We start from the raw sequence: 26192 nt of genomic DNA, 5'->3' as shown, positions 1-26192 counted from the left end.
TGGACATTAGACTCACCTAAGCGGAGAAGAGCCATTTTTTCTAATGATAGGCAGCAAATTGAAAAAGATATGGAGTATTTGATCTAGCTAACTTTGGGGCATTTTAACTTAAATGGCGGCATACCTAAGGGGACACCGCCATTTAGTATTATAACAATACAGGATTCAAGTATCGGAAGGTTATTGAGATCAATGGAGCTTTAGATTCGGGCGTAATACTCTGTTTATTCTGCCCATAAGTATGATTAAAGCGGTTTTGAATACTCCATGTAGCGCCATTTGGTGCAAGCGATATAGAGAAATATACACCACTCGTGCTATGCGCCCTTCTATCATCATCGAGCCTTTGGTCAAATTGCCCATTAAACTCCCAACGGTAGAGAATTTGCTAAGAGACACCAAAGAACCTTTATCTTTATATATATAAGGCTTTAATTCTCTGCCGTTCAGTTTTGCGACAATGTTTGAAAAAGCTCGGCTAGACATCTGATGAGCAGCTTGGGCTCTAGGTGGTACGAATGAACCATCGGCTTGCGTGCACTGAGCTAGATCGCCAATAACAAAAATATCATCATCATGAGTCGTTTGCAGAGTATCTTTCACGACCAGCTGGTTAATACGGTTTGTTTCAAGGCCTGCAATATTTTTGACAAAATCTGGCGCTTTAATCCCAGCTGCCCATACCATGATCTGTGCAGGGATTTTTTCGCCATCTTTAGTAACAAGTCCACCTGAATAGGCTTCCGTAACCATAGTCTTCGTACGGACACTTACTCCAAGCTTCGTCAATTCATTATGCGCTGCCGAAGATATTCTAGTTGGTAAAGCGGGTAAGATACGCTCACCAGCTTCAATCAAGCTAACGTTTAACTTAGAAGAATCTAGATCACCAAAGCCGTATGTGCGAAGCTCTTTAACCGCGTTGTGAAGCTCAGCCGACAACTCAACTCCCGTTGCTCCAGCTCCTACAATCGCAATATCTACCGTGCCGTGACCATGCTTAGCATGTAGCTTAAGGAATTCGTTGTTCATTTCAGTTCTAAACTTTGAAGCTTGATCGGTACTATCAAGGAAAATGCAATGCTCTCGTACACCAGGTGTATTGAAGTCATTGGAGGTAGACCCTAACGCCATTATAAGAATGTCGTATTCCAGTTCTCGGCCAGGCATTAAAAGCTCGCCGTGCTCATCTCTGAGCTCACCTAAAGTGATTATCTTACGGGTTCGATCAATATCTTTAAGGCTACCCATTTGAAAGTCAAAATGGTGATTTTTGGCATGCGCTCGATAACTTAGCGCATCGACACCTTCATCAAGTGAACCTGTAGCCACCTCATGCAACAAAGGCTTCCATAAATGACTGGCTTTACGATCTACCAATGTCACGTTTGCACGCCCTTTACGGCCTAACGTCCGACCAAGTTTGGTAACAAGCTCTAAACCGCCTGCACCGCCGCCCACTACGATAATTCGAGTCACAGCAACTATCCTCTAGAAAAATAAAATAGGTGTCGAGTCGATTTCTCGCCTCGATAAAATTTGCATAATTTCTGGCCAGCCGGCTCAATCTAAGCTGAGTCTAATGGCAATAAGGGCCTTTAGAGGTTTTGTTCATTAAGTAAGGCACGTTATTTCAAGAATGCCGCAGCTTACCGCCTATTTACCGACACTCGAATGTTACTTGGGCAAGTTTCTGACTCGCTCTGTATTTTTTGATATTTATCAAAAATCTTATGATAAATATCATTATATAGAGCAGGATATGGTGTGCAACTAAAGATTATCTTAAGAGGCCTGAAATCATCCCTCACTCATTGACTAAACAATGATTTTCCATTATTTATGTAATCATTTAGTATTCACATAACCAAAACAAACACCTCATCCTCTATGAAACAAGGTTTGCTAAAAACATCACTTATTGTGACTTCTTTTTTGGTTGCTAGCTGCATGCAAGGCACAACACCTATCCCTTCAAACCAAACGGAGTCCTCTCATATCAAACAAAAACCTGTTGGTATAAACACTCAAGCCACCGCAAAAAAAACGGTAAGAAGCACCGAGTATATCCGTTGTACAAACAAGGCTTCGTCTAGGCTTGAGCAAACCGAGTGCCAAAACTTGGAACTAGAAAGAGAAGACATTCGGCTTAACCAAGCTTATAAAACAGCAATAGGGAAAATCCAAGAATTTAGGCGTTTTGATCTAAAACAAATGCAAATCTTATGGATTCAGTACCGTGATAAGAAATGTGACTTTTTCTATCACAAAGAGAGCGGTTCTGGTGGTCAAAATGATGCTTTAGATTGTCATATTGATATGACACAACAACGTGCTAACGAATTGGAAGCACTGTTCTAAATATAAATCGGCCTTATTGGATATGTACCTTTATAAGGCCTTAATGAGTCTTTTAAATTTTTTGTAACATCATAATATTTGGATCTTGACTAAAATTCCCCAACTCTGGGTCTGTACAAGCTTTAAAGTTGTGCTGATGGTTAACTTCAATTCGACCCGCCGCTTGGAGGGAAAAGTTGCTGCTTGTACTTGAAGTAATTAATATATCATACCAATGGTGCTTTCGTGTTTTATAGCGAATATGCTCAACCTTCCCTGATTTAATGGTAAAGGTCTGAGGCTTTTTACCATAAACGTTGTCAGAAATTGTAATATCTTGAGGCTGTTTAGAGTGATTTTCAATTTTAATAGATAGATGAGGGTCTAGGTTACCTGATCTTTTTTGCTTATGCTGAATACTAATGTGCGGCATATCTTTATGCTCAGCCGTATTCCCTTTAACGCGACGAATAAAACCATTAGGCCCAAAAGTCATGAGTTCGAAATCCTTGTGCTCTCCAATTTTCCATTTATCCGTCACGGTCGGGTTTAGCAAATTACTCTCTTTACCCCCTACGGTATACTGACGAGGCATTGTCATATCATAAGGACGACTTTCAGGTGCGAGAAATTCATTCTGTTCTGGCTCATTTTTGGCGAGATAATTGTAAGTCTGGTATACAATACCTTGCTTACCGAGATTGAAGCACTCAATTCCAACCGCACTTTTGTTAAAACTAATATCAACCTTCGGTTCATATGGTAGCTGACAAGATGGACGAGAGCCTGCTTGAACGACAACTGGCAAACCGACAAGACTCATTTGCGGCTTTTTCCTTTTACCGTCATCTGTATACCCTGATTGGCCGGCATGTTCTTCTTGCGCATCAAGAGCCGCTTGATATTTTTTCTCAGCCTCCTCAAAGGACACTTGCTCAGGCTTGTCGTAATCACCTTGGCGATGGGAAAAATCAAAACAACTCGTCATGTCACCGCATACACTCCTCCTCCACTCTGATATATTTGGTTCTTCCACACCTGTCACCTTCTCTAGGAATTGTAGAACAGAGGTATGATCGAATACCTGTGAGTTTATGTTACCTCCAATACTCCAAGGTGATACAACATAACAAGGAACACGAGGTCCTAGACCATGTGAAGCATTGTTAACGAAATCTGCTACGTCTCGAGAGAAAGAAATACCACTATTAAACTTGCGATAATCCACATCATAGTAGTATTCATTACTGGTGCTGATATTAGACTTACCATATGACATTCCATATGGAGTTTTATGAGGCACGGAAGGTGGTGGCATATGATCAAACAAACCATCGTTTTCATCGAAATTAATAATAAAGACTGTTTTTGACCACACCTCAGGATCAGATGTTAAGATATCAAGTACCGCTGAAGTATACGCTGCCCCTTTAGTTGGAGTCGATCCTGAAGGATGTTCGGAGAATTCTTGCTCAGTAATAATCCAAGTCACCTTAGGTAGCCCCTCATTATAAAGATCCTCGAAAAGGTCGATTGAACGCTTACCTGCATCATAGTCTTCACCAATCCCTTTTTGGAAGATAGGGGCACTTTGATCTTCGTTATTTGCTTTGATAAAACTGGAGAATCCAACAAGAGGGTTATCGCCAAAGTTATTGTTACGGTTTTGAAGCACTCTCCATGAAACACCTGCTTTCTCTAGTCGCTCAGGGTAGGTCTTCCAATCATAGCCATCTTCTATATCTCCCCAGCTATCGTGGCTATTGGTAATTGCTGGGCCATGCTTTTTCTGACTTGGATCTATAGTCCCCGACCAATGCATGACCCGGTTGGGATTGGTACCTGTCAGCGTTGAGCAATAGTAGGCTTCACACAGTGTAAATGCGTTGGCCAGTGCAAACTGGAATGAGACCTCTTTTTCAGTGAAATAGCCCATAGAGCGATCTGTTTTATAGGGGAGCCACTGGTTCATTTTTCCATGATTAAACGCATATTGTGCGTTGTCATAATAATGAGGCGTTCCCGCAAAATATTCATAACCCATGTCTTTATCGGTACTAAAGTACCAAGGTAATAACGTTTTTTTGTAAGTTTCGTCATTGTCTGGCTGAGCATTATGTTGATTCCACACATAATCTCCATTGGATTGAACTAAGGGAAAACGGTCAGCAAAACCTCGTACCCCTAGCATCGTCCCAAAGTAATGATCGAATGAACGATTTTCCTGCATTAGGATCACAACATGTTCTACATCTTTTACTGTTCCAAGCTTACGATTTGCAGGGATGGACAACGCTTTTTCAATACTCGCGAATACACTTGATGATGAAGTGACTGATGCAGCCCCAACACCAACAGCTGCTGTTTTTTTTATAAATGAACGTCTATTACAATTAACCATAATTAACCTTTACCTAGTTTTTAAAGAAAAGCCTACTTTATAGTGAGCCTCGCCAATCTAGTTTTGGTAGATTACATATTGATTAAAGTATTTTTTACATTTAGATATTGACACTAAATTCACTTTCCACTCTCAAGAAATATTTAGGTGATTATTACTCGTTTTGTGTTGTTACTTTTAAAACATCACCACCATCATCAAATTGTCACAACAAGTTTATTGCCGTTAAATACTTGTACTATTTATGGTTAAAAGACCAAAAAATTAGACTTTTAAGGTCTATTTACTGTAATTTAGTGTCGATTTTTTCTTGGTCAATACATAGTAATAACTTTCGGAGTAAGAAGTGAGTTCTTATAGCATATCCATAATTAAGTCACGATTGACGCAAGGTTTTAGACTTAATAGTTCTATATCAACCACGCTTGCGATCACCGCTCTTATGTTTCTTTTTGTCGCCTTTCCCCAGATAAGTATCAGTTATATCGCCCGTTTAACTCAATATACCATTGATCAATTTGGCCTTAGTTTCGTGCTATTTTCTAGTGTAATGGTGCTCCTCACCTTTAGCATTAGTTTAAGCCCTCTAGGGAAAATACGCCTCGGCGGTGATATGAGTAAACCAGAGTTCAGTACACCAAGCTGGCTAGCAATGCTATTTACTGCTGGAATGGGATCTGGCCTTATTTTTTGGGGAATTGCAGAACCTTCTTTTCATGCATCTAACCTACCTAGCTTTGCTCAAAACCTAGGAGATGATACCGATACAGCATTGGCCCTAACATACTTCCACTGGGGTCTGCATGCCTGGTCGATATACGCGATTGCCGCTCTTGCAATCGCGTGGTTTAGCTACAACCGGAAACGCACACTGCATATATCGTCAATGTTTACTTCACAGCCTAAACGTGGCATTTTTTCTATCCTTGATTGGATGGCGGTGATCGCAATAATGTTTGGTGTTGCAGGCACCTTTGCTAATGCTATTGCTCTTATTCAAACAGGCTTGGAACAAACGTTTTCAATTGTTATAGACTCCTTCTTGTTTCGCTATAGTTTGCTGATTATGATTGCATTCCTGTTTACTACCTCATCCTTGTTAGGTTTGAAGAAAGGAATCAGGCGGTTAAGTCTTTTCAACACCATCATTATGCTCGCTATGGTAGGCGCGGTATTTGTTCTGGTCGACCCAGTGCAAACACTGGAAAGAATTGCCTCATCATCGATAAGCTATATCGAATTACTACCACAAGTATCCTTTGCTATTGATCCACAATCACGTGATTGGAGTTTAGGCTGGACTGTCACTTACTTAGTATGGTGGATTGCATGGGCTCCCTTTGTAGGACCTTTTATCGCAAGGATCAGCAAAGGAAGAACGATTAGACAATTTCTAATCTGTGTAGTACTTGTGCCAACATTTGCCTCCATTATTTGGTTTAGTACTTTTGGAGGCGCGAGTCTAGACAGCCCCTTCAGTGCTAATGTGGTTGCCTCAGTTAATAATGATTATACCAAAGGATTGTTTACGTTCTTTGAACAATTGCCGGTAAGCAAAATGTTCGGAATTACTGCTTTAATCTTATTAATTACCTTCATCATCACCAGTGCTGACTCAGCTTTATTGGTTTGTACAATGTTGACCAACAATGATAACAATAAAACAAAAATATTATGGGCCGCCATTCTGGTGTCACTCTCAACAGCACTTCTCTATGGCAATAATGTAGAGCTGAATAAACAAGTCGCTATCTCGGGGGCTATACCCTTCACTGTAGTGGTAACATTGCAAGCTGCAGTTATGTTATGGGATATGTTGAAAAATTTTAAATCTAATTAACGATAAGCCAAGGGGTATACAGAAACGTTATCATGTATACCCCTGTTTATATTGAGACGTTAATCCATAAACCCTGGTTTTTCTTTATTTATGATAATAGAAATATTTTTGTTCTCTCCAGAAAAGCTTCTATTCACCACTCCAATAGCGGATGATGTTCCCTGAGTCACGTACTCGTCAAATATATATTTTGCTTGTCCAAGCTTACCTGAAATGTATAAGTGTTCGGTTGTGTCATCCCAGCTAGAGTTAAATAAATTCGCTTCATTTCCTACCAGTTGCAACTCTAAGGTCTGATCATAGTGGCATGTACTAGTACCTTTAATGGGCGAACCTGGATAAATCGCTATATCTCCTTGCCCAACAATACTAAATTCAGAGCTTTTCAGTGAAGGTATATATGCTGGTGATTCATGTTGTAGCTCCTCACTAAAAATAACTTTTACATCACATTCGCCGCCATTATCTATTAATAGCTTTGACTCATCGCTATTCGCATATGAGAAAGAAGATATCATGATTAACGTTATTGCTATAATTCTATATTTATTCATTACTTCCACCAATTTAAAATTAAAGAATTTAAAAAAAACCTGTACAGAATATAATATAATAAATAAAAAATATTACAGAAAAATTAAGGAATAATTACATAGTTAAAATAATTAAACATTATAAACTTATCACTATAGGTTATAATTAATCAAACATAAATAATGAACATTATGTCCATTGACATAATACCTATAAAATAAGAGCATATATAACTCAGACAATTGAAATTAAAATATTTTTTAGGGAAAACATATGAAAAAAATTATACTAGTTATTTTATGCTTATTTTTACCTCCTATTGCTGTTGTTTGCAATAGAGGATTAGAGAAAGACTTTTTTATTAGCTTGGCTTTAACGTTATTCTTTTTTGTACCCGGTATCATACATGCGTTTTATTCAACCATAGAAATAGGTAGAAATAAGCGACATAGATAAGCTTGAATAAACCAAGAGTTAATAAAGGTACTAACATTAAATAGTGCCTTTTAAAACATTGATTAATTTTGTGTTCTAAATGATCATTATAACACCCTCAATCTATCCCATGAATCCTATACAGAAAACAATGGTATAAGGAGAGGTCAATCTAAACTACTGTTTAGGTTGTATTTACGAAAGTTGAGAGGTCAATGAATCACAAAGGGTCTGCGCTTCAACTAAATATTTATCTTGCCCCTTTAACTGATAAGCCAATAAGTACCAAAGCATGGCCATCAAATCTGCTCTTGGCTTCCAAGCCATTACACCTTCAATCCACTCGTTTACTTCTTCAATATCTCGAAGTTGGCAATAACGATAAACCGACTCGAGCGGCTTCTCACCAGTAACACCAATAGTTATAGCAAGGTCTAGCCTTGGATCAGAGATACAAGCGTATTCCCAATCAATAACTTTGTTGCCTTCAGCATGTTTGACCATATTGTAACCTGCCAGATCGAAGTGGCATAGTGAAGTACCTATATTGCTTAGATTTGGAACGCTGCGCCATTGCTGGTACAAGTCTCGATACGTATCTAACTGCAGATTTTCACGCAGTAGCATCCAATAATGATCAACCCGCGCAGTATAGTTAAAAGGAGCAATTGGCACTTTAGTTATATCTAAACTGTGGATCTTGGCAAGCGTCCTTAATAATGAATCAAAAGGCAGCTCACTCGTTAGTGGCTCACCTTCAATCCACTCAACCAATAAACCATGTTCATGGAGGAATACAGGCTTAGGTGCAAGGTAGGTATCTTGTATGAGAGATAAAATTTGCTGTTCGTGAAACCGAGAAATAGACAGCGACTTCGTAATAAGGGTACTAGGACGCCAAACAAAATAGTCGCCACTTTGAGCTTTCACTTTCCAGCAGCGATTAGTCAACCCTCCGGTTAATGTCTGGGCATATTCCGGAGTGAGTGAAAAGAAGTGATCTAATGCTCTCAGTGAAGTATCAAGCTGACATGCAGCATGCCAAGCCATTATTGCCATCGATCACTCCTCAAAAGTTACAGGCCTAAGAAACTCTTAGACTCTTGTTTCCGGATTTCTGTTTCATCAGCCCACTCAATCAAACCCGTCTTCAAGTCCATTAGACGCATCGTCATCTTATAGTATACATCTTTATCACTACCGCCGGTTTTGGCAATACTGGATAGGTTTCCGTATAACATGTACTGTGCACCGACCATCTGGCCGAACTGAATAGCAGTACTTTGATTCACCAGCTCATCGTTGTTCTGGAAGTTAAGCTGTTCACGAACGGCTTCAACTCGATCCATGTCAACAAAGCGGAATTTACCTGAGTTAAGCATCTTAGTACTAATGGTGTCGGTAATTGATTCAGTATCTATATGCTCACTGGTCTTATTTTTAATTCTTTCAACAAAGACTATCGGGCGAGAATTATTTGTAATTGCCGCAACAGAGCCAGACATCATCATGCTATCAACCATTTCTCCAGCAATCTTCTGTAAATCGGTTGAACCGAAATCGATTGTTGTAGTTTCAACGGCTTGTGCATCGCCATAGCTAACCTTATTTGAACAGCCACCCAGTAGTACTGCCAAGCCAAGTAACGCGATAACGCTTTTTTTCATTCTTGGTTCCTCAATTTTTCTAGAATCTTGTGTTAGTTGTTGTCGGGAAAAATACCGAGATTTTAACCCTTAGTTGTCACTTTCACGAATCTGAATGCGAAACTGTTTGCCATTCGGATTCACTGAAACTTCAGAGATAGAGATGGTTTCCATGCCTCGTACGACAGTTTGTCGCCAAGGCCCAAGCTTAGTGTTGACCTCTAGGCCACTATCATCATACCAATAGAATCGATACTGTATATGCTGATCTCCTTTGTATTGGCTGCTTACTCGTACCACGCCGCGGGCACGACCATCAACATCAGCAGTAGAGATATCATCTATATGCAGTCGACCGGCCAATACGTTATCACCAAACAACACAGTTTGCGATGCTCCATCAATACGTAAACCTGCGGTGTTACTCGAGCAACCCACCATGAGTAATCCAGCAATTACTACAATAAGCCATTTTTTCATCTAATATTTCCTAACTGTTTATGCCAAATTATGGCACTACCTCCCTGACGAGAGACCCAAACTAAAGCAGTACGACCTGCTTCAACCTCAAACTGATATTTTTGGTGATCGCCAACCAACAGCGTCTGTTGCCCCGGCTCTACAATCACGCTACTACTGCGAATTTGGCCTGGAAGAGTTAACCAGCTCCTAGTATCTGGCTGCTCAGTTAGCGTATTCCAGATATTGACCAATGCGTTGCCCAGTTGGTCTTCATTGGTGGCATTCTTGCGTAACTCGTCTTTAGCCCAAACTCGTAGTGCTTGGCGAATAATAATCGCTGGCATTCTCTCAGACAAATCAAACTGAGCCATAACATTCACATCCGTCATCAGATCACTGTTAAGCTTAATTTGGTTAAATTGAGTCGCAGGGAAAGGTTGTGTATTGTGTTGCCCATAATGAGGTAGAGCAATCGTATATAACGCAACATTACCATTACTATCAAAGAGTGGTAAAGTTTGCTTCCACCCTTGTAGCGCATCGACAACACCTTGCTCCTCAATCACAATAACTCTAGCTTTATCATCATCAAGAAAATAACTCTTGCCATATCGCATCTCTAACTTCGCCAAGTCTTCATTCATACCGAGACGTTTAGCAACACGTTTTGCGCCATCAATCACTGCAGTGTTCTCTGGCATAACAGCTAAAGCACGCCGATAATCAACATAGGCATCATTTAGCGATTTATTCGCTTCATAAAGGAGCGCAGAAAGATAAAGTAGGTAACCATTTTGTACTGCTTGGAGCGTCTTACCAGCATCAGGGTAGTTAGATAATACACTACCAATATTAGGAGTTAGCCCTTTAGATTGCATATCCTGCTGTGCAGATTCTAGCTCTTTCTCTCTGTCTTTTCTTGCTCGTTCTTGCACCTGATTGGCACGTCGCATTTCTATTATCGCGCCTTCAAGATCATTATTTTTAAGGTAATTTAAACCAAGGTACAAATGTAGAAAGCCCAGTTCATAATCGGCAGGTTTATAGGTATCTAGATTATCATTGACAGCCAAGGAACCGACACTGGTTGCAGTGTCCGAAATGGATATTGTTGCCTTATCTTGCTGGGCTCTTACTGCTTGATCACTGGCCTCAAAAGCAGACTTACTCTCACCATACTGCGAATTCAGTAAATAAACGCGGCCTTTTTCCATGTTATCAAGAATGTCACCAGCCACCTGCTCAGGTAAGGCTTGCTCTGCTTCTTGATATTGCCCTTCTTTTACCGCCTGGTATAGGTCACTATTTTGTGCACTGTAATGGCTAAATAAATTACCGGCAGAAAAATTAGCGCAGGCTGAAAGAATTGTTGAGCTAAATACTACTAATGCGAGTCGAACGTGTTTTTGCACTTCGTGCTCCGAATGAGTTATTAGAATTTTATGATCGCCGCTTTTGACAGTAGTAATCATAAAAAGTTTGCATGACCACCACTATTTTTATATTAACCTCAGATTTAGCTGACGAGCATTGAACCTAGAGGACGACCACCAACTAAGTGCATATGTATATGATAGACTTCCTGCTTTCCATGCGAGTTGCAGTTTACTATTAATCGATAACCATCTTCAGCAATACCTTCTTGCTTAGCTATTTTACGTGCAACGGTGAACATTCTGCCCATGGCAAGTTCATCCTGTTCCTCAATGTCATTGACTGTTGGAATCAATTTATTTGGAATAATCAATATATGGCTTGGTGCCCGCGGGTTGATATCACGAAAAGCCGTAACAAGATCATCTTGATACACCACATCGGCAGGAATCTCTTTACGAATTATTTTACTGAATATAGTTTCTTCAGTCATGAAGCACTCCATTACTTATTATTAGCATTGATTATTGCCAAGGAGTATGCGCTAAGCGCAATAAAATCACAATAAAAACAGTGTTCACTTTCCACATACTCATGAGCAAATCGCAGAGGACAAAGTATGCAACAAACTGCCTTTAAAGTCTGTCTTATATTTGGCCAAGCGATACTTTTAAGTTCATTTTCTCTACAACTTATGTATCTATGTATATCAGATACTGATGAACAGATTGCATATGCTTAAAATTCTTGATTTGTCAGGGCTAGGCAAATTATCCATACATATCGGTCAATTTCGTCCTTCGCTCTTGTTTTTTTAACACACTGTCTTTATATGGGTAATAAGGCTTGCTCATATCTATCTTACCAATTTGCAAGCCAATAATGAGGAAACTATATGGCAGTCCATGTTGGCATAATTGATCAAGACCCCATTCGCTTGGTAACTCCATTATTGGATAACCGCACTATCAGTAATCATATCGTTTTCATTGGTGTTAAGAACCAGGTACCCATGTACCAAAGGTTACAAAGTGTTCTGGCCAAAAGAAACATTACATCCGAATTTTTTGAAATCCCGAACGTTGCTAATACGTCAAGAATTAAATGCGCGGTCGGAATTTTAGCGGATGATCTCAGGGTGCGTGGCGAAGAAGTCAAATTAAACGCCAGCTGTGGTCTTCGTCATCAACTGCTGTCTGTGTACGAAATTTTCCGTACCTACCATTGGTCAATTTTTGTGGTGGAGCCCAACACAGATAGGCTATGTTGGCTTTACCCTGATGGTAAAGAAGACACTCAACTTGAAGATAGAATCACTATTGATGATTACTTAACCGTATTTGGTGCTCGAGGTGAGTTTAACCATCAAGAATTGCCTGCGCCTCTAGACCAAAAACTTTATGAGCTAGGTGAACGATGGGCAAGTAATGCTCTTGAGTTAGGGCCTGGACTTGCGACACTCAACTATCTGGCAACCACATGCAGAAAAGAACAAAAGCTTAATGTTGAACTGTCAGAAAAACAACAAGGCTATCGCGAACTTAATATGCTTCTAAGCGACCTAGTCGCAGCGGACATTGCAAGCTATGAAGATGGAATACTGACTTTCGCCAATGAAGACGCTCGCCGATTCTCAAATGGTGAGTGGTTAGAAACTCTTGTGCATAGCACTGTACGTGATATCCAGAAAGACATACCAACGATACAAGACCACTCACTCAATGTTCAGGTATACCGCCAACTTGGAGACCGTGAAGTTCGCAATGAATTAGATATTGCCTCGGTAGCAAATAACAAACTACATATCATTGAATGTAAAACCAAGGGCATGCGTGACGATGGTGATGACACATTATACAAACTAGAATCCTTGCGTGATTTACTCGGCGGATTACAAGCCCGGGCTATGTTGGTCAGTTTTAGACCTCTACGTTATAACGATATCACTCGAGCAGAAGATCTAGGACTTGCCTTAATTGGCCCTGAAGAACTTAAAGATTTAAAAACACACCTGACGAATTGGTATAAAGAGGCAGGTGGATATGATGATTCTGATATAGGTTAAGCCGCTAACTTTATATTAAAAAACAGGCCGACTAGCAGGCCTGTTTTCGTTCATTACGAATAAAGAAATATATTAACTATCATCTTCAGTAAAATTAGTTGGCAGTGAGTTCTTCATCTCATTCCAAATCTGAGCACTTTCCATTCCATAATGCCGGATAATAACGATAATACGATCACGATTACCCGTCTCACAAACTTCCAATAAGTCACGGTAGAACTGTAGCGCTAGCTCTCTCGCTATAGGATTTGAAAAATAATAACTGCCAACGCGATCATACAACTTTTTAAGTCCATTAAATATCAAACCATAGATTTGATTGCCTGAATGAAAAGCTAAACGCTGGAAAAGCATGTAGTCGTAAAAATTGAAAGTCTTCGCCAGTAAAGTAGCATGACGTTTTTCTTCGTCACGCTCTCCATCATCTTTGACAAACTGCCGAATTTTTTCTGCATAGGGTGACGAAGACATGAAGTCTTCCCATGATTCTGAGGCGAGAAGATTTTCACAAGATTCGATTACGCCACTGATCGTTCGCTCAGAGCTTTCTTTATTCGCTTTAAAAGCATAACGCATGAAAATAGGACTGATATTTGTACGGGCTGCGAGTAAATCTTCTACAATAGAAGTCGCATTATCGGCATCCAAAGTCATCAAGGTATCAAGAATATGCAGCCCTGACGTTTCCATAAACTGGTTAACTTTGGTCGGTTTTCCGTGTTGTATCGTTAACCAACCATCACGAGCCAAGCGCTGTAGTACTTCACGAAGTGTTGTACGAGTCACCCCAATCAGTTCAGAAAGTTCGCGTTCAGCGGGAAGAATAGAACCTGGTGGGAAACGCCCTTTCCAAATACTCTCAATGATGTATTTTTCTGCAAAGCCTGCTGGGCTCTTTGCCTTAATGACCATGTGTTTAGCTATCCAATATTCTGATTTATAGGGTCTAATATCACTCATCATACCACTAGTTTTCGTGTATCGGAAACAGGACAATCGCAAACAAAGTGTAAAAACTCATATAGAGCAAAAAATCTAATGTTAATTATGCAATTATAGATTTATTCATACATTGCCAAAGTCATTTAATGTTTATTTTTATCAAAGGGATCGTACATTAGTTCATGTTTTGTAGTGTATTAGTGGCTATGAGCGCTCTTTCTTATTTACAACTAAGTAGGCAAAAACTGATGCAATTAAGTGATATAAACTACTGTATTTAAGCATCTGAGTTTATAGGCACCATGAATTGTTTTTTTTCACAACTCTCACCCCATTTTAACGTAACTGGGATCGCGTTTTTGGACAAAAGTTCACTATGATTTTTATCATTAGAGTGTTTATTATTGACTAAATTAACTTGAGGAGTAGAGTTGCGCCCCAAGTAAGGAGTGCTTTTTTTTCTCAGGGAATGATTTAGCAAAAGTGCAAGGTAAACCATCCTTTTTCGCTAAGCCACTGTTGAATAAAGTCTGTTTAAACATTTTTATGTTGCCTTCTATCTTCAAAATAGAAACAACCTAAGCAATGTTGCCCAGACGCTCAGTTTTAAGCACCCAAAGTGTCTATTCATTACAACGTTTAAGAGTAAAAATATCATGCCGATGTCGCTCGGAAATGCTTTCATAAAAAATTTCTTAGGCAAAGCACCAGATTGGTATAAAGTTACCATCTTTTTATTCCTGCTAATCAACCCACTTGTTTTTTTCTTTGTTGACCCTTTTGTCGCAGGGTGGCTACTCGTTGCGGAGTTTATCTTTACCCTCGCTATGGCATTAAAATGTTACCCATTACAACCAGGTGGGTTACTTGCCATAGAAGCGATCGCTATCGGTATGACAAGTCCTGAACAAGTAAAACATGAGCTTGTCGCGAATATTGAAGTGCTACTTTTGCTGGTTTTTATGGTCGCTGGCATCTATTTTATGAAGCAATTACTGCTATTCATATTCACAAAGATCCTACTTGGTATTCGTTCAAAGAGTTTACTTTCTGTGGCTTTTTGCTTTGCTTCTGCTTTTCTATCGGCATTCCTAGATGCTCTAACAGTGATTGCTGTGGTTATCAGTGTGGCAGTCGGTTTTTACGCTATTTATCATAAGGTCGCATCGGGGATTCGTTCTAGTGCGTCCCATGACCATACCAAAGACGATCACTTATGTGAGCTGACTCGTGATGATTTGGAAAATTACCGGTCTTTTCTGCGCTCACTTTTGATGCACGCTGGTGTGGGTACGGCTTTGGGTGGTGTTATGACTATGGTCGGAGAGCCCCAAAACCTTATTATTGCTGATCAAGCAAGCTGGCAATTTGGCGAATTCATTATTCGTATGTTACCAATCACTGCTCCCGTATTTGTGTTTGGCCTTCTTACCAGCGCTTTGGTTGAGAAACTAAAAATATGTGGCTATGGCAGCCGTTTACCTGATAACGTTCGTAAGATTTTGGTGGATTTTGACAATCAAGAACGCAAAAATCGCACCAAACAGGATGTCGCTAAACTGTGGATTCAAGGTGTTATTGCAATCTGGTTAATCCTAGGCTTAGCCTTCCACCTTGCTGCAGTAGGGTTGATAGGTTTATCTGTCATTATTCTTGCTACCGCTTTTACAGGTGTGATTGAAGAACATTCTCTTGGCAAAGCATTTGAAGAGGCGCTTCCCTTTACTGCCCTTCTTGCCGTTTTCTTTTCAATCGTAGCCGTTATTATTGATCAGCAACTGTTCAAACCAGTGATAGATACTGTGCTTCATGTAGAAGATAAAAGCACTCAGTTGGCACTATTTTATATCGCCAATGGTCTGTTATCTATGGTGTCAGACAATGTTTTTGTCGGAACAGTATATATTAATGAAGTCAAAACAGCCTTGCTGGAGGGCATCATTACACGTGATCAGTTTGATTTACTCGCTGTTGCTATTAATACAGGGACAAATTTACCTTCCGTTGCTACGCCAAACGGCCAGGCTGCATTTCTGTTTTTGCTAACGTCTGCATTAGCACCACTAATACGCCTATCATATAGTCGTATGGTGATCATGGCGTTACCCTACACTATAGTGCTAACACTAGTAGGTCTTGCTGGGATCATCTTTTTAGTCGAGCCTATGACTGCTTGGTTTTATGATTTAGGCTGGATTGTCCAACATACTGGTGAACCAAACCAAGCAATATCTAATGGCCACTAATTTACGGTTCAGCAACTTATGGTAAAAACCTTTGATCACTACAAATAAAAGTTTTGGTTGAAAGCGAAACTTTTACGCGGTAAAAAGCTCTGAATAGTCAGAGCTTTTTTACAACAGGATAAATCTGTGAACGTTCTTTGCACTCTCAATACCTTTTCTAAAACTCGGCTTTCTTGGCTGTTATTACTACTTTCAGTCATTTTATTTGAAGCAGCCGCCTTATTCTTTCAGCATGTCATGCAGCTATCACCTTGTGTCATGTGTATTTATGAACGAGTCGCCATGTTGGCTATTGGCGGTGCTGCAATCATTGGCGTAATAGCACCTCGAAATCCATTAATTCGATGGCTAGGCCTGACTGCATGGGGAGTCGGCGCTTATAAAGGGCTTATTTTGGCATTAGAACACGTTGACTACCAATTTAACCCCTCTCCTTTTGCAACTTGCGATCTGTTTGTCACCTTCCCAGATTGGGCCCCTATAAACCAATGGGCCCCATGGCTATTTGAAGCCTATGGCGATTGCAGTGAGATTGTGTGGCAGTTTTTGGGCTTATCAATGCCACAGTGGCTAGTGGTTATCTTTGCTGGGAATCTGATAGCATTAACATTTATTGTGCTTGCTCAATTTAACAGCGGTAAAAAATAACACCCCCACTGTATAAATACCAAGACAAGAAAAAGCAAGAGCTACACTGCTCTTGCTTTTTACTGAATAAATCCTGTTTAATTTCCTAGTTCACTTCCCGGCCAGGGGCTGGCGCTAGTACTTCACGGTTACCGTTATGCCCAGGAGCACTCACTATGCCTTGAGCCTCTAATTGTTCAACAATTCGTGCGGCACGGTTGTAACCTATTTTAAAACGTCTCTGAACACCGGACACTGAACCTCGACGTGATTGAACTACATGTTCAACAACTTGGTCAAATAGAGGGTCCATTTCCTCCTCACCTTCTGATTTTTCACCTGGTAATAGAGCCTCTGGCCCTTGATCACCATGGGTAATTTCATCTATATAATTTGGCTTACCACGAGCCTTCCAATTATTAACCACAGCATGTACATCATCATCTGATGCAAATGCACCATGTACACGTACTGTATGGCTAGAACCAGGAGGAAGATAGAGCATATCACCCATGCCCAATAAGGACTCGGCTCCACCTTGATCCAGAATGGTTCTAGAATCAACTTTCGTAGATACAGTAAAGGCAACACGAGTTGGAATATTTGCTTTTATTAACCCAGTAATCACATCAACCGAAGGCCGCTGAGTAGCGAGGATTAAATGAATACCAGCAGCCCTAGCTTTTTGAGCTAGGCGGGCTATGAGTTCTTCAACTTTCTTACCTACCACCATCATCAAGTCGGCAAACTCATCAACGATAACAACAATGTACGGCAACTTTTCAAGTAAAGGTGGAAGCTCGTCCATACTATCACCAGCTTGCCACAGGGGATCATGAATTGGATGCCCAGCCTCAGCCGCTAGTTTCAATTTATCATTAAAACCTTTAATATTTCTAACCCCAAGCGCCGACATCAATTTGTAGCGACGCTCCATTTCACCTACACACCATCGTAAGGCGTTAGAAGCATCTTTCATATCTGTCACAACTTCAGATAATAGATGGGGTATCCCCTCATAGACCGAAAGTTCAAGCATTTTGGGGTCAATCATAATGAAGCGAACATCTTCGGGTGAAGCTTTATAAAGCATGCTGAGAATCATTACATTCACGCCAACTGATTTACCAGAACCTGTAGTACCCGCCACCAATACATGAGGCATTTTGGACAAATCAGCAACAACGGCTTCTCCAGCAATATCTTCCCCAAGTACTACCGTAGTTGGAGACTTAGCATCAACAAACTGGGGGCTGGCCACAACATCGGAAAAATAGACGGTCTGGCGACTCATGTTCGGTAATTCAAGCCCAACATATGGTTTACCTGGGATAACCTCCACTACTCTGACAGCCAGAGCAGAAAGCGAACGTGCCAAATCCATAGATAACCCTGAAATACGGCTTACTTTCACCCCAGGTGCTAAATCAAGTTCAAATCGGGTAATAACTGGTCCTGGGAATATGCCCACCACTTCCGCTGTAATTTTATAATCTGCAAGTTTGGACTCAACAAGCCTTGCAATGTCTTCAAGGGCTTGACGATCAATAAAGTTTTCACGTTTTTCAGGGTGATAAAGAAGCTCAAGGGTTGGCATCGGTTCTGCAGGCGTAGGCAAATTGATTTCTTTCTGAACGAGGAAAGGGTTTTGCTGCGCTACAACCTTTGATTGCGCTTGTGCGACAATAGTTTGAAATGCCATCGAATCTTCATCGCTGGCATTAACTTGGGGAGCAGTATCGACTATATCAACCTCATCTTCAGCTACATCAAACGTTGAAATAACAGGTTCTGACTCTTCTAACTCTGTATTAGAAACCATTTGTTCAAATTTAACCGGCTCTAGATGAAGGTATTCAGATTTAATGTCAGCCTCAAGTTCACTTTCAATAGAGATAGTTTGATTCTGTACCCTAGTGGTTTGGGTAACTTCATCGGCTTCTTTTACAGCATCAACATCATTGATATTTTCTTGAACTGCAAAGTCATCCTCATGCTGCGCTGCCGCTTCTAACTCTTCAATAGTGGCGTCAAGCTGCTTATTACGCTGTTGATCACTAGGCTCAGAAAATACGGGATCTAAAGGCTCAAAAACTGGTGAGTTAATCACTTCTGGCACTGGTATAACAGGCTCGTTGTGAGTTTCAGGCATATGAATATTAAATCTACGTGGCGTTAAATCCTTTCGCTCCGGTACTATGCTTTCGAGCAACTCAAGATCTTCGTTAACCGGGCTAGAATGCTCCGTCGAATCTACTAATTGAGGTTCAATCAGCTCATCCTTTTCTCCGCGAAATTTATTGGTAACGGCGGTTAACAAGCTCATCGTATACTCACCGAGCCGGTCAACGATTGTCAGCCAAGATATTCCAGTAAGTAATGTGAAGCCAGCGCCCCAGAGAAAAAGAAAAACCAAAGTGGTCCCAAGAGTATTTAGTGTTGGAAGCGCAAGGCTTGTTAACACATCACCTACCACCCCCCCAGATGAAAAATACCAAATGTCATCAAAGTTGATATCCGCAAGCCCGCAGCTGGTCATAATCAACACAGTTAATCCGAGTAATCGGCTACCCCACAAAAGTAAGTCAATAGACTCACCTTCTTCACGCTTCCTAAAAAAAAACCAACCAGTAACCGCAGCAATAATTGGTATTGGGTAGGCCAAAGAACCAAAGGTAAAAAACAGAGTGTCCGCTAACCATGCTCCCACAATACCACCTGCATTATGGATATCATCTCCCCATGCTGTCTGAGACCATGATGGATCTGCTGGATTAAAAGTAAATAATGACACCGACACCAAAATGGAAGTCAATACACTCACAATAAAGCTGCACTCTTTGAGGCGCTGGGGAGCATCAAGACGTGACGACTGTAACTCATCTCCAGTTTTAATTATGGTTTCAACTTTGTTTTTACTGTCTTTGAACATAACCCACTTATCAAATGCTTGGTACTGACTGTTGGTATGCCACTCACTTGCGGCAAACAATCACTAGCCAGTATAGTAAGAAAAAAAATAGTCCGAGAAGCCACGCCCCTCGGACTATTGATTTAATCATATTAGGACTAAAAACCCAATTGCCTTAAGTCAGAATACCGAAAGGCCTTCGCTAATACATATAGCTTAGCGGGTTTTAATCACTAATTGATTTGTTTGCTTCACCTCTTCCATAACGACATAAGTTCGCGTGTCATTAACTCCAGGAAGTCGTAAAAGCGTATCGCCAAGGAGTTTTCGGTACGCACTCATATCCGATACTCGGGTCTTTAGCAGGTAGTCAAAGTCACCTGAAACTAGGTGACACTCCTGAATATCGTCAAGCTTCTGCACTGCTACATTAAACTGTTCAAACACATCTGGTGCGCCACGATTTAACGTAATTTCAACAAAAACCAATAGTGACGCATCGAGAAACTGCGGATTGAGCAAGGCTGTATAGCCCGTTATGTACCCTTGACGCTCCAAACGGCGAACACGTTCTAAACAAGGCGTTGGCGAAAGACCAACTCGTTTAGAAAGTTCAACGTTTGAAATACGACCATCCTTTTGCAATTCATTTAGAATATTGCGATCGATGCGGTCAAGATCCTTAGACGGCTTCTTATTGTTGTCTGCCATTTTTTATTCCACCTTATTACTTCCTTGCAAAAAAATATACTACAACTTTTTAATATTCAGTATCAAATTTTATTCAATCGTATCTATACTAGATATTAATTCGATAGAATTACCCTACACATAGTGAATACAACCATTATAGTTAATACAACCAATATAAAATGAGGAGTCAGGATGATCATTGGCGTACCTAAGGAAATCAAAAACCATGAGTACCGAGTTGGAATGATCCCAGCTAGCGTTCGCGAACTAATATCTCAAGGTCACCAGGTTTTTGTCGAAACCAATGCCGGTTCGGGCATCGGTTTTTCCGACGATGATTACATCTCTGTAGGCGCATCCATTCTTCCTACCGCTGCTGACGTTTTTTCGCAAGCAGAAATGATTGTAAAAGTTAAAGAGCCTCAGACTGTTGAGCGAGCAATGCTCCGTGAAGGGCAAATATTATTTACTTATTTGCACCTAGCACCAGATTTTCCACAAACCGAAGAGCTAATCAAGAGCAAAGCTGTCTGTATAGCCTATGAGACTGTAACAGATAATATGGGTCGCTTACCACTACTTGCACCAATGTCTGAAGTCGCAGGCCGCATGTCTATCCAAGCTGGCGCACAAACTTTAGAGAAGTCTCACGGGGGCCGTGGTCTTCTTCTTGGTGGAGTTCCTGGTGTGGAACCTGCAAAAATCGTGGTTGTCGGCGGAGGTGTTGTCGGTGCTAATGCTGCTCGTATGGCTGTAGGTCTGCGTGCTGATGTGACTATTTTAGATCGTAATCTTGATACACTACGTCGCTTAGATGAGGAGTTCCAAGGCCGAGCAAAAGTAGTTTATTCAACTGAAGATGCAATCGAAAAACATGTATTAGATGCAGACCTTGTTATCGGCGCAGTACTTATCCCAGGCGCAGCTGCACCTAAACTAGTAACTAAAGAACACATTGCCAAAATGAAACCTGGTGCGGCTGTGGTTGACGTAGCGATCGACCAAGGCGGGTGTTTTGAGACTTCTCACGCAACAACTCATGCAGATCCTACCTATATTATTGATGACGTAGTTCACTACTGTGTTGCCAATATGCCTGGAGCTGTTGCACGTACTTCAACATTCGCACTAAACAATGCCACTCTCCCTTATATTGTTAAGCTCGCAAACAAGGGTTATCGTGAAGCGCTTCTTGAAGATAAAGGTTTCTTAGAAGGACTGAACGTTATTCATGGTAAAGTAACTTGTAAAGAAGTCGCTGAAAGCTTTGAGCTTGAGTACATCGAGCCTGCTAGTGCCATTGAGATGTTCAACTAGCCTTAAGCTTAGATAACACATAACAAAAAAGCGCTCACTTCGGTGCGCGCTTTTTTAATGGGCGAAATGTCCAATTCTGAAGCCTAAAACCATCGCTCTAACGAGCTTTTGTCAAGCTGGCGAAATGCACGGTTGAGGATTTGTGCTAATTCTTTGTATCTTGGCCTGTTTTTTACTGGTTCCAAAGCAAAACCACTTTCAGCGATCTTTTGGTGTATTTCTCTGTACCAGCCTGCCAATGCAGGTGGAAGTCGCGTGTTCGCACGACTGCCAAGCCACCACATTCCTTGAATTGGAAGACTTATCGCAAACAAGGCAATAATGACAGCCTGGGGCATAGATTGATAGTTATTGAACGCCATCTGCGTCAACACGCTTATCGCCGCAATAGCGGGCATAACTTTAACGCCATATTTGGTGGCTTTAATAATGCGCTGTTCAGGGAACATAAAATTGAGTTCCTTGCGCATAGGCCAAGCATCCATATACTTTTGTCCATCCCGAAGGTTATGCACTAAACTGACTTTGTTACTCATAGGGCTCTCTCACTACACTAACCTACCCACAATAGCCAAAAAAAATTTTAATAATTAAAATTAAGTCGTAATTAATTGACAAAAATTAATATTATTTCAAATTTTTTTGTTATTATTGACCATTATCGTTATCCTTTACAGGCCTACTCTCTCATTGTTGCTGTTATTTAGCATTTAAGCAACTATCGAGACCCTTCTGCAGTGGATGCGCAAGCAGTGAACGATTTCACCGCTGTCTTTAAATATGGAAATTGACTTTTTACTCAAGATTAGTATGCAGCTTATCGAGCGTCGTCTATTCTTTTGATTAATTTTTATTCTAACTGATTATTACAGGTAGCCACTCATGTCTAAGCTGGTTTTAGTTTTAAACTGCGGTAGTTCTTCACTTAAGTTTGCCATTGTCGATGCCAAAAATGGTAACGAGCACTTAACAGGTCTCGCGGAATGTCTTCATCTTCCGGAAGCTCGTATAAAATGGAAACTTGATGGTAAGCATGAAGCTCAACTAGGTGAAGGCGCAGCGCACGATGAAGCTCTTTCCTTCATTGTTGAAACTATCCTTGCTTCCAAACCAGAACTTGCTCAGCAGCTCAAAGCTATTGGTCATCGAGTCGTACATGGTGGAGAGAAATTCACCCAATCGGCACTGATTGACACTGATGTTTTACAGGGAATCGAAGATTGTGCAACACTTGCACCACTTCATAATCCAGCCGCGATTATTGGTATTAAAGCAGCTCAAAAAGCTTTCCCTAATCTACCGATGGCTGCTGTTTTTGATACCGCTTACCATCAATCAATGCCTGAAGAGGCTTACTTATATGCCCTTCCATATAATCTGTACAAAACACAAGGCATTCGACGTTACGGCATGCATGGTACCTCTCATCTTTTCATTGCTCGTGAAGCCGCAAACCGTTTAGGCAAGCCAGAAACTGAACTAAATATCATCAACTGTCACCTTGGAAATGGTGCTTCAGTGTGTGCAATAAAGAATGGAAAATCTGTCGATACTTCTATGGGCCTGACTCCTCTTGAAGGCTTAGTCATGGGAACACGTTGTGGCGATATCGATCCAGCAATCATTTTCCATCTGCACGATACACTTGGTTACTCAGTAGATAAAATCAACACCATGCTAACCAAAGAATCTGGGCTAGCTGGATTGACCGAAGTAACGTCAGATTGCCGTTTTGTTGAAGACAACTATGGTACCAAAGAAGAAGCGACACGTGCTATGGATGTATTTTGTCACCGCTTAGCAAAATATGTTGCGGGCTATACGGCTACGCTTGACGGTCGATTAGATGCCATCATATTCACAGGTGGAATTGGCGAAAATTCTGGCCCTATCCGTGAAATGGTTCTGAACCGACTAGGCATATTTGGAATCGAAGTAGACTCACAAGCTAATCTTAAAGCTCGTTTCGGTGGCGAAGGAACTATCACTACTGGCAGCAGTAGAATCCCAGCGATGGTTATTTCCACCAACGAAGAGCTAGTAATCGCTGAAGATACAGCACGTTTAGCAAGTCTTTAAATAACTTCATCGGCTGACTTTTAAGTCAGCCGATATTCTTTTTAGGGGCTTAACTCCTATTCAGTCAAGAGGAATAATAGTTAAGCTTTGATATAAATAGCAAAAGGTATTCTACGAATGTCTCGTACTATTATGCTTATCCCTGCTAGCGCAGGAGTTGGCCTTACTAGCGTCAGCATGGGTGTGCTACGTGCTATGGAACGTAAGGGTGTTAAGGTTTCTTTTTATAAGCCCATTTGTCAACCTCGTTCAGGGGGCGACCAACCTGATCTGACTTCCACCATTGTGGCTCACAATAGCGACATGAAAATTGGACAGTCATTAGCCATGTCAGTTACAGAGCATATGATTGGCAATGACAACATGGATGAGCTACTCGAAACTATTGTCGAACGCTACAATCAAATCAATAAAGATGCAGATGTAACTTTAATTGAAGGATTAGTCCCAACACGAAAACATCCATTTGCTAACCAGGTCAATGCAGAGATTGCTGCTACACTGGGTGCAGAAATTGTTCTCGTTGCAACGCCAGGTACAGATAACCCTGCACAGCTAAAAGACCGCATTGAAGTTGCTTGCTCAAACTTTGGTGGGACCAAGAACAAGAACATCTCAGGCGTTATTATTAATAAGCTCAATGCTCCTGTGGATGATGCTGGACGCACACGTCCAGACCTTTCTGAAATTTTCGATGATGCAGACAGTGCGCAGCAAAATGAAATGAAGGTGATGGAAATTTTTAACACTTCACCTATTCGTGTACTTGGCTGTGTTCCATGGAGTATTGACTTGATTGCTACCCGTGCAATTGATATGGCAAAACACCTGAAAGCTGACATCATCAATCAGGGTGATATCAACACCCGTCGAATCAAAAGCATCACCTTCTGCGCTCGCTCTTTACCTAATATGATTGAGCACTTTAAACCTGGCTCTTTATTGGTTACCTCTGCAGATCGCCCAGACGTGATTGTTGCAGCTGCACTTGCCGCAATGAATGGGGTCGATATTGGTGCGGTATTACTAACTGGCGGCTATGATATCCCTGACTCAATCACTGGCCTTTGCAAACCAGCATTTGACTCTGGTCTACCAATTTTTAAAGCGCAGGGTAATACTTGGCAAACCTCGCTAAACCTGCAAAGCTTTAGTATCGAAGTACCAGCCGACGATAAAGAACGTATCGAGTTTATCAACGAACATGTTGCTGGTCATATTGATGGTAACTGGATCGAATCTATGACAGAAGGGACGAAAAAGTCCCGCCGATTGAGCCCTCCAGCTTTCCGTTATCAATTAACTGAGTTTGCTCGCAAAGCAGCTAAACGTATTGTACTTCCTGAAGGTGATGAACCACGAACAGTTAAAGCAGCCGCTATTTGTGCTGAGCGTGGAATTGCAGAATGTGTACTTCTTGGTAATCCAAAAGAAATCAAACGAGTTGCAGAGCAGCAAGGTGTTGAGCTGAGTACCGGTGTGCAGATTATAGATGCAGAAGCCATCCGAGAAAACTATGTCGCCCGTTTGGTTGAGTTGCGAGGCACAAAAGGCATGACAGAAGTAGTAGCCCGAGAAAAGCTACAAGATTCTGTATTTTTGGGCACTATGATGCTTGAAAATGAAGAAGTTGATGGATTAGTCTCTGGTGCAGTTCACACGACAGCCAATACTATCGTGCCACCATTCCAAATCATAAAAACTGCACCAAACGCATCCATTGTATCGTCAGTATTCTTTATGCTTCTACCAGATCAAGTGCTAGTGTATGGTGACTGTGCAATTAATCCCGATCCGACCGCGGAACAGCTAGCAGAAATCGCTATTCAATCAGCTGACTCTGCCACTGCTTTTGGAATAGAGCCACGTGTAGCTATGATCTCTTATTCGACTGGTGAATCAGGTAAAGGTGCAGATGTAGATAAAGTGCGTGAAGCTACCAAGTTAGCTAAAAAGAAACGCCCAGATCTGATCATCGACGGTCCTTTGCAATATGACGCTGCAATTATGGAAAACGTAGCAGCATCTAAAGCACCTAATTCACCTGTTGCAGGCAAAGCGACGGTATTTGTATTCCCAGACCTAAATACCGGCAACACAACTTACAAAGCCGTTCAGCGTAGTGCGGACCTTGTTTCCATTGGACCAATGCTACAAGGCATGCGTAAACCAGTTAACGACCTGTCACGCGGTGCACTCGTCGATGACATTGTCTACACTATAGCGCTGACCGCAATACAAGCAGATCAAGAGCACAACTAAGCTGGTTATTTCTATGAA

Annotated in this window: 21 protein-coding genes; 9 read left to right on the top strand and 12 right to left on the bottom strand. The window is 41.1% G+C overall.

Features of this window, described 5'->3' with window-relative positions; all coding sequences use genetic code 11:
* Positions 1–189: 189 nt before the first annotated feature.
* On the bottom strand, positions 190–1479 hold the full coding sequence (locus KO511_RS14005) for an NAD(P)/FAD-dependent oxidoreductase (protein WP_125321163.1): 1290 nt from the start codon (positions 1477–1479) through the stop codon (positions 190–192).
* Between the two features lie 423 nt (positions 1480–1902).
* On the opposite strand from KO511_RS14005, the gene KO511_RS14000 reads away from it, so the two are divergent.
* The gene (locus tag KO511_RS14000) at positions 1903–2361 is read left to right on the top strand and encodes a lysozyme inhibitor LprI family protein (RefSeq protein WP_215988028.1); all 459 of its coding nucleotides are present in this window, start codon (positions 1903–1905) and stop codon (positions 2359–2361) included.
* Between the two features lie 52 nt (positions 2362–2413).
* Here KO511_RS14000 and KO511_RS13995 read toward each other — a convergent pair whose 3' ends face one another.
* The gene (locus tag KO511_RS13995) at positions 2414–4741 is read right to left on the bottom strand and encodes a phosphocholine-specific phospholipase C (RefSeq protein ID WP_215988027.1); all 2328 of its coding nucleotides are present in this window, start codon (positions 4739–4741) and stop codon (positions 2414–2416) included.
* A gap of 346 nt (positions 4742–5087) precedes the next feature.
* Here KO511_RS13995 and KO511_RS13990 point away from each other — a divergent pair, with 346 nt between their 5' ends.
* Positions 5088–6581: a BCCT family transporter gene (locus KO511_RS13990; RefSeq protein WP_354668165.1), complete on the top strand. Its 1494-nt coding sequence runs from the start codon at positions 5088–5090 to the stop codon at positions 6579–6581.
* A gap of 59 nt (positions 6582–6640) precedes the next feature.
* On the opposite strand, the gene KO511_RS13985 is transcribed toward KO511_RS13990, so the two are convergent.
* Complete coding sequence (locus tag KO511_RS13985) at positions 6641–7135, bottom strand: hypothetical protein (protein WP_215988026.1); 495 nt, start codon at positions 7133–7135, stop codon at positions 6641–6643.
* A gap of 253 nt (positions 7136–7388) precedes the next feature.
* On the opposite strand from KO511_RS13985, the gene KO511_RS13980 reads away from it, so the two are divergent.
* Entirely contained in the window at positions 7389–7571 is a 183-nt protein-coding gene (locus tag KO511_RS13980) for a YqaE/Pmp3 family membrane protein (protein WP_215988025.1), read from the top strand.
* A gap of 174 nt (positions 7572–7745) precedes the next feature.
* Here the strand turns inward: KO511_RS13980 and KO511_RS13975 are convergent, their stop codons facing one another.
* From KO511_RS13975 to hinT, 5 genes are all read right to left on the bottom strand, one after another.
* Entirely contained in the window at positions 7746–8609 is an 864-nt protein-coding gene (locus KO511_RS13975; RefSeq protein WP_215988024.1) for a phosphotransferase, read from the bottom strand.
* Between the two features lie 17 nt (positions 8610–8626).
* Positions 8627–9217, bottom strand: coding sequence for a penicillin-binding protein activator LpoB (gene lpoB, locus KO511_RS13970; RefSeq protein WP_215988023.1), 591 nt, complete (start codon positions 9215–9217; stop codon positions 8627–8629).
* Between the two features lie 69 nt (positions 9218–9286).
* On the bottom strand, positions 9287–9676 hold the full coding sequence (locus tag KO511_RS13965) for a YcfL family protein (RefSeq protein WP_215988022.1): 390 nt from the start codon (positions 9674–9676) through the stop codon (positions 9287–9289).
* Positions 9673–11070, bottom strand: coding sequence for a COG3014 family protein (locus KO511_RS13960; protein WP_215988021.1), 1398 nt, complete (start codon positions 11068–11070; stop codon positions 9673–9675). The genes KO511_RS13965 and KO511_RS13960 overlap by 4 nt, the downstream gene beginning before the upstream one ends.
* Positions 11071–11174: 104 nt before the next feature.
* Positions 11175–11525 carry a purine nucleoside phosphoramidase gene (gene hinT / locus KO511_RS13955; protein ID WP_215988020.1) on the bottom strand — a complete coding sequence of 117 codons (351 nt, stop codon included), beginning with the start codon at positions 11523–11525 and terminating at the stop codon, positions 11175–11177.
* Between the two features lie 402 nt (positions 11526–11927).
* Between hinT and KO511_RS13950 the strand changes: the two genes are divergently transcribed.
* Positions 11928–13097: a DUF1887 family protein gene (locus KO511_RS13950; RefSeq protein ID WP_215988019.1), complete on the top strand. Its 1170-nt coding sequence runs from the start codon at positions 11928–11930 to the stop codon at positions 13095–13097.
* 72 nt (positions 13098–13169) lie between these two features.
* Here KO511_RS13950 and fadR read toward each other — a convergent pair whose 3' ends face one another.
* Positions 13170–14009 (bottom strand): fatty acid metabolism transcriptional regulator FadR, encoded by an 840-nt coding sequence (gene fadR, locus KO511_RS13945; RefSeq protein ID WP_215988035.1) that lies wholly within the window; start codon positions 14007–14009, stop codon positions 13170–13172.
* A gap of 686 nt (positions 14010–14695) precedes the next feature.
* On the opposite strand from fadR, the gene nhaB reads away from it, so the two are divergent.
* Together nhaB and dsbB are read left to right on the top strand one after the other, a co-directional pair.
* Complete coding sequence (gene nhaB / locus KO511_RS13940; RefSeq protein ID WP_215988018.1) at positions 14696–16285, top strand: Na(+)/H(+) antiporter NhaB; 1590 nt, start codon at positions 14696–14698, stop codon at positions 16283–16285.
* A 126-nt stretch (positions 16286–16411) separates the two neighbouring features.
* Positions 16412–16933 (top strand): disulfide bond formation protein DsbB, encoded by a 522-nt coding sequence (gene dsbB, locus KO511_RS13935; RefSeq protein WP_215988017.1) that lies wholly within the window; start codon positions 16412–16414, stop codon positions 16931–16933.
* A gap of 85 nt (positions 16934–17018) precedes the next feature.
* Here dsbB and KO511_RS13930 read toward each other — a convergent pair whose 3' ends face one another.
* A complete protein-coding gene (locus KO511_RS13930) occupies positions 17019–19844 on the bottom strand; it encodes a DNA translocase FtsK (protein WP_215988034.1) in 2826 nt (941 codons plus the stop codon).
* 195 nt (positions 19845–20039) lie between these two features.
* On the bottom strand, positions 20040–20534 hold the full coding sequence (gene lrp / locus KO511_RS13925; RefSeq protein WP_125321135.1) for a leucine-responsive transcriptional regulator Lrp: 495 nt from the start codon (positions 20532–20534) through the stop codon (positions 20040–20042).
* A 174-nt stretch (positions 20535–20708) separates the two neighbouring features.
* Here lrp and ald point away from each other — a divergent pair, with 174 nt between their 5' ends.
* Positions 20709–21833, top strand: coding sequence for an alanine dehydrogenase (gene ald, locus KO511_RS13920; protein WP_215988016.1), 1125 nt, complete (start codon positions 20709–20711; stop codon positions 21831–21833).
* Positions 21834–21916: 83 nt separating this feature from the next.
* Here ald and yfbV read toward each other — a convergent pair whose 3' ends face one another.
* On the bottom strand, positions 21917–22369 hold the full coding sequence (gene yfbV, locus KO511_RS13915) for a terminus macrodomain insulation protein YfbV (protein ID WP_171361480.1): 453 nt from the start codon (positions 22367–22369) through the stop codon (positions 21917–21919).
* A gap of 346 nt (positions 22370–22715) precedes the next feature.
* Between yfbV and KO511_RS13910 the strand changes: the two genes are divergently transcribed.
* Positions 22716–23912 (top strand): acetate kinase, encoded by a 1197-nt coding sequence (locus KO511_RS13910; RefSeq protein WP_215988015.1) that lies wholly within the window; start codon positions 22716–22718, stop codon positions 23910–23912.
* A gap of 117 nt (positions 23913–24029) precedes the next feature.
* Complete coding sequence (gene pta / locus KO511_RS13905) at positions 24030–26174, top strand: phosphate acetyltransferase (RefSeq protein WP_215988014.1); 2145 nt, start codon at positions 24030–24032, stop codon at positions 26172–26174.
* The last annotated feature ends 18 nt before the right edge of the window (positions 26175–26192 follow it).

It is taken from the genome of Vibrio hepatarius (assembly GCF_018860525.1).
GTDB classification, from domain to species: Bacteria; Pseudomonadota; Gammaproteobacteria; order Enterobacterales; family Vibrionaceae; genus Vibrio; species Vibrio hepatarius_B.
Note: the sequence above shows the minus strand (reverse complement) of the source record. Positions and strands in the feature narration are given on the sequence as shown.

What these genes read in the sequence shown, in the direction of transcription:
- KO511_RS13995 (WP_215988027.1), bottom strand. Translation starts at nt 4,741, where the DNA reads ATGGTTAATTGTAATAGACGTTCATTTATAAAAAAAACAGCAGCTGTT.
- KO511_RS13985 (WP_215988026.1), bottom strand. Translation starts at nt 7,135, where the DNA reads ATGAATAAATATAGAATTATAGCAATAACGTTAATCATGATATCTTCT.
- KO511_RS13980 (WP_215988025.1), top strand. Translation starts at nt 7,389, where the DNA reads ATGAAAAAAATTATACTAGTTATTTTATGCTTATTTTTACCTCCTATT.
- KO511_RS13975 (WP_215988024.1), bottom strand. Translation starts at nt 8,609, where the DNA reads ATGGCAATAATGGCTTGGCATGCTGCATGTCAGCTTGATACTTCACTG.
- lpoB (WP_215988023.1), bottom strand. Translation starts at nt 9,217, where the DNA reads ATGAAAAAAAGCGTTATCGCGTTACTTGGCTTGGCAGTACTACTGGGT.
- KO511_RS13965 (WP_215988022.1), bottom strand. Translation starts at nt 9,676, where the DNA reads ATGAAAAAATGGCTTATTGTAGTAATTGCTGGATTACTCATGGTGGGT.
- hinT (WP_215988020.1), bottom strand. Translation starts at nt 11,525, where the DNA reads ATGACTGAAGAAACTATATTCAGTAAAATAATTCGTAAAGAGATTCCT.
- KO511_RS13950 (WP_215988019.1), top strand. Translation starts at nt 11,928, where the DNA reads ATGGCAGTCCATGTTGGCATAATTGATCAAGACCCCATTCGCTTGGTA.
- fadR (WP_215988035.1), bottom strand. Translation starts at nt 14,009, where the DNA reads ATGGTCATTAAGGCAAAGAGCCCAGCAGGCTTTGCAGAAAAATACATC.
- nhaB (WP_215988018.1), top strand. Translation starts at nt 14,696, where the DNA reads ATGCCGATGTCGCTCGGAAATGCTTTCATAAAAAATTTCTTAGGCAAA.
- KO511_RS13930 (WP_215988034.1), bottom strand. Translation starts at nt 19,844, where the DNA reads ATGTTCAAAGACAGTAAAAACAAAGTTGAAACCATAATTAAAACTGGA.
- lrp (WP_125321135.1), bottom strand. Translation starts at nt 20,534, where the DNA reads ATGGCAGACAACAATAAGAAGCCGTCTAAGGATCTTGACCGCATCGAT.
- ald (WP_215988016.1), top strand. Translation starts at nt 20,709, where the DNA reads ATGATCATTGGCGTACCTAAGGAAATCAAAAACCATGAGTACCGAGTT.
- yfbV (WP_171361480.1), bottom strand. Translation starts at nt 22,369, where the DNA reads ATGAGTAACAAAGTCAGTTTAGTGCATAACCTTCGGGATGGACAAAAG.
- KO511_RS13910 (WP_215988015.1), top strand. Translation starts at nt 22,716, where the DNA reads ATGTCTAAGCTGGTTTTAGTTTTAAACTGCGGTAGTTCTTCACTTAAG.
- pta (WP_215988014.1), top strand. Translation starts at nt 24,030, where the DNA reads ATGTCTCGTACTATTATGCTTATCCCTGCTAGCGCAGGAGTTGGCCTT.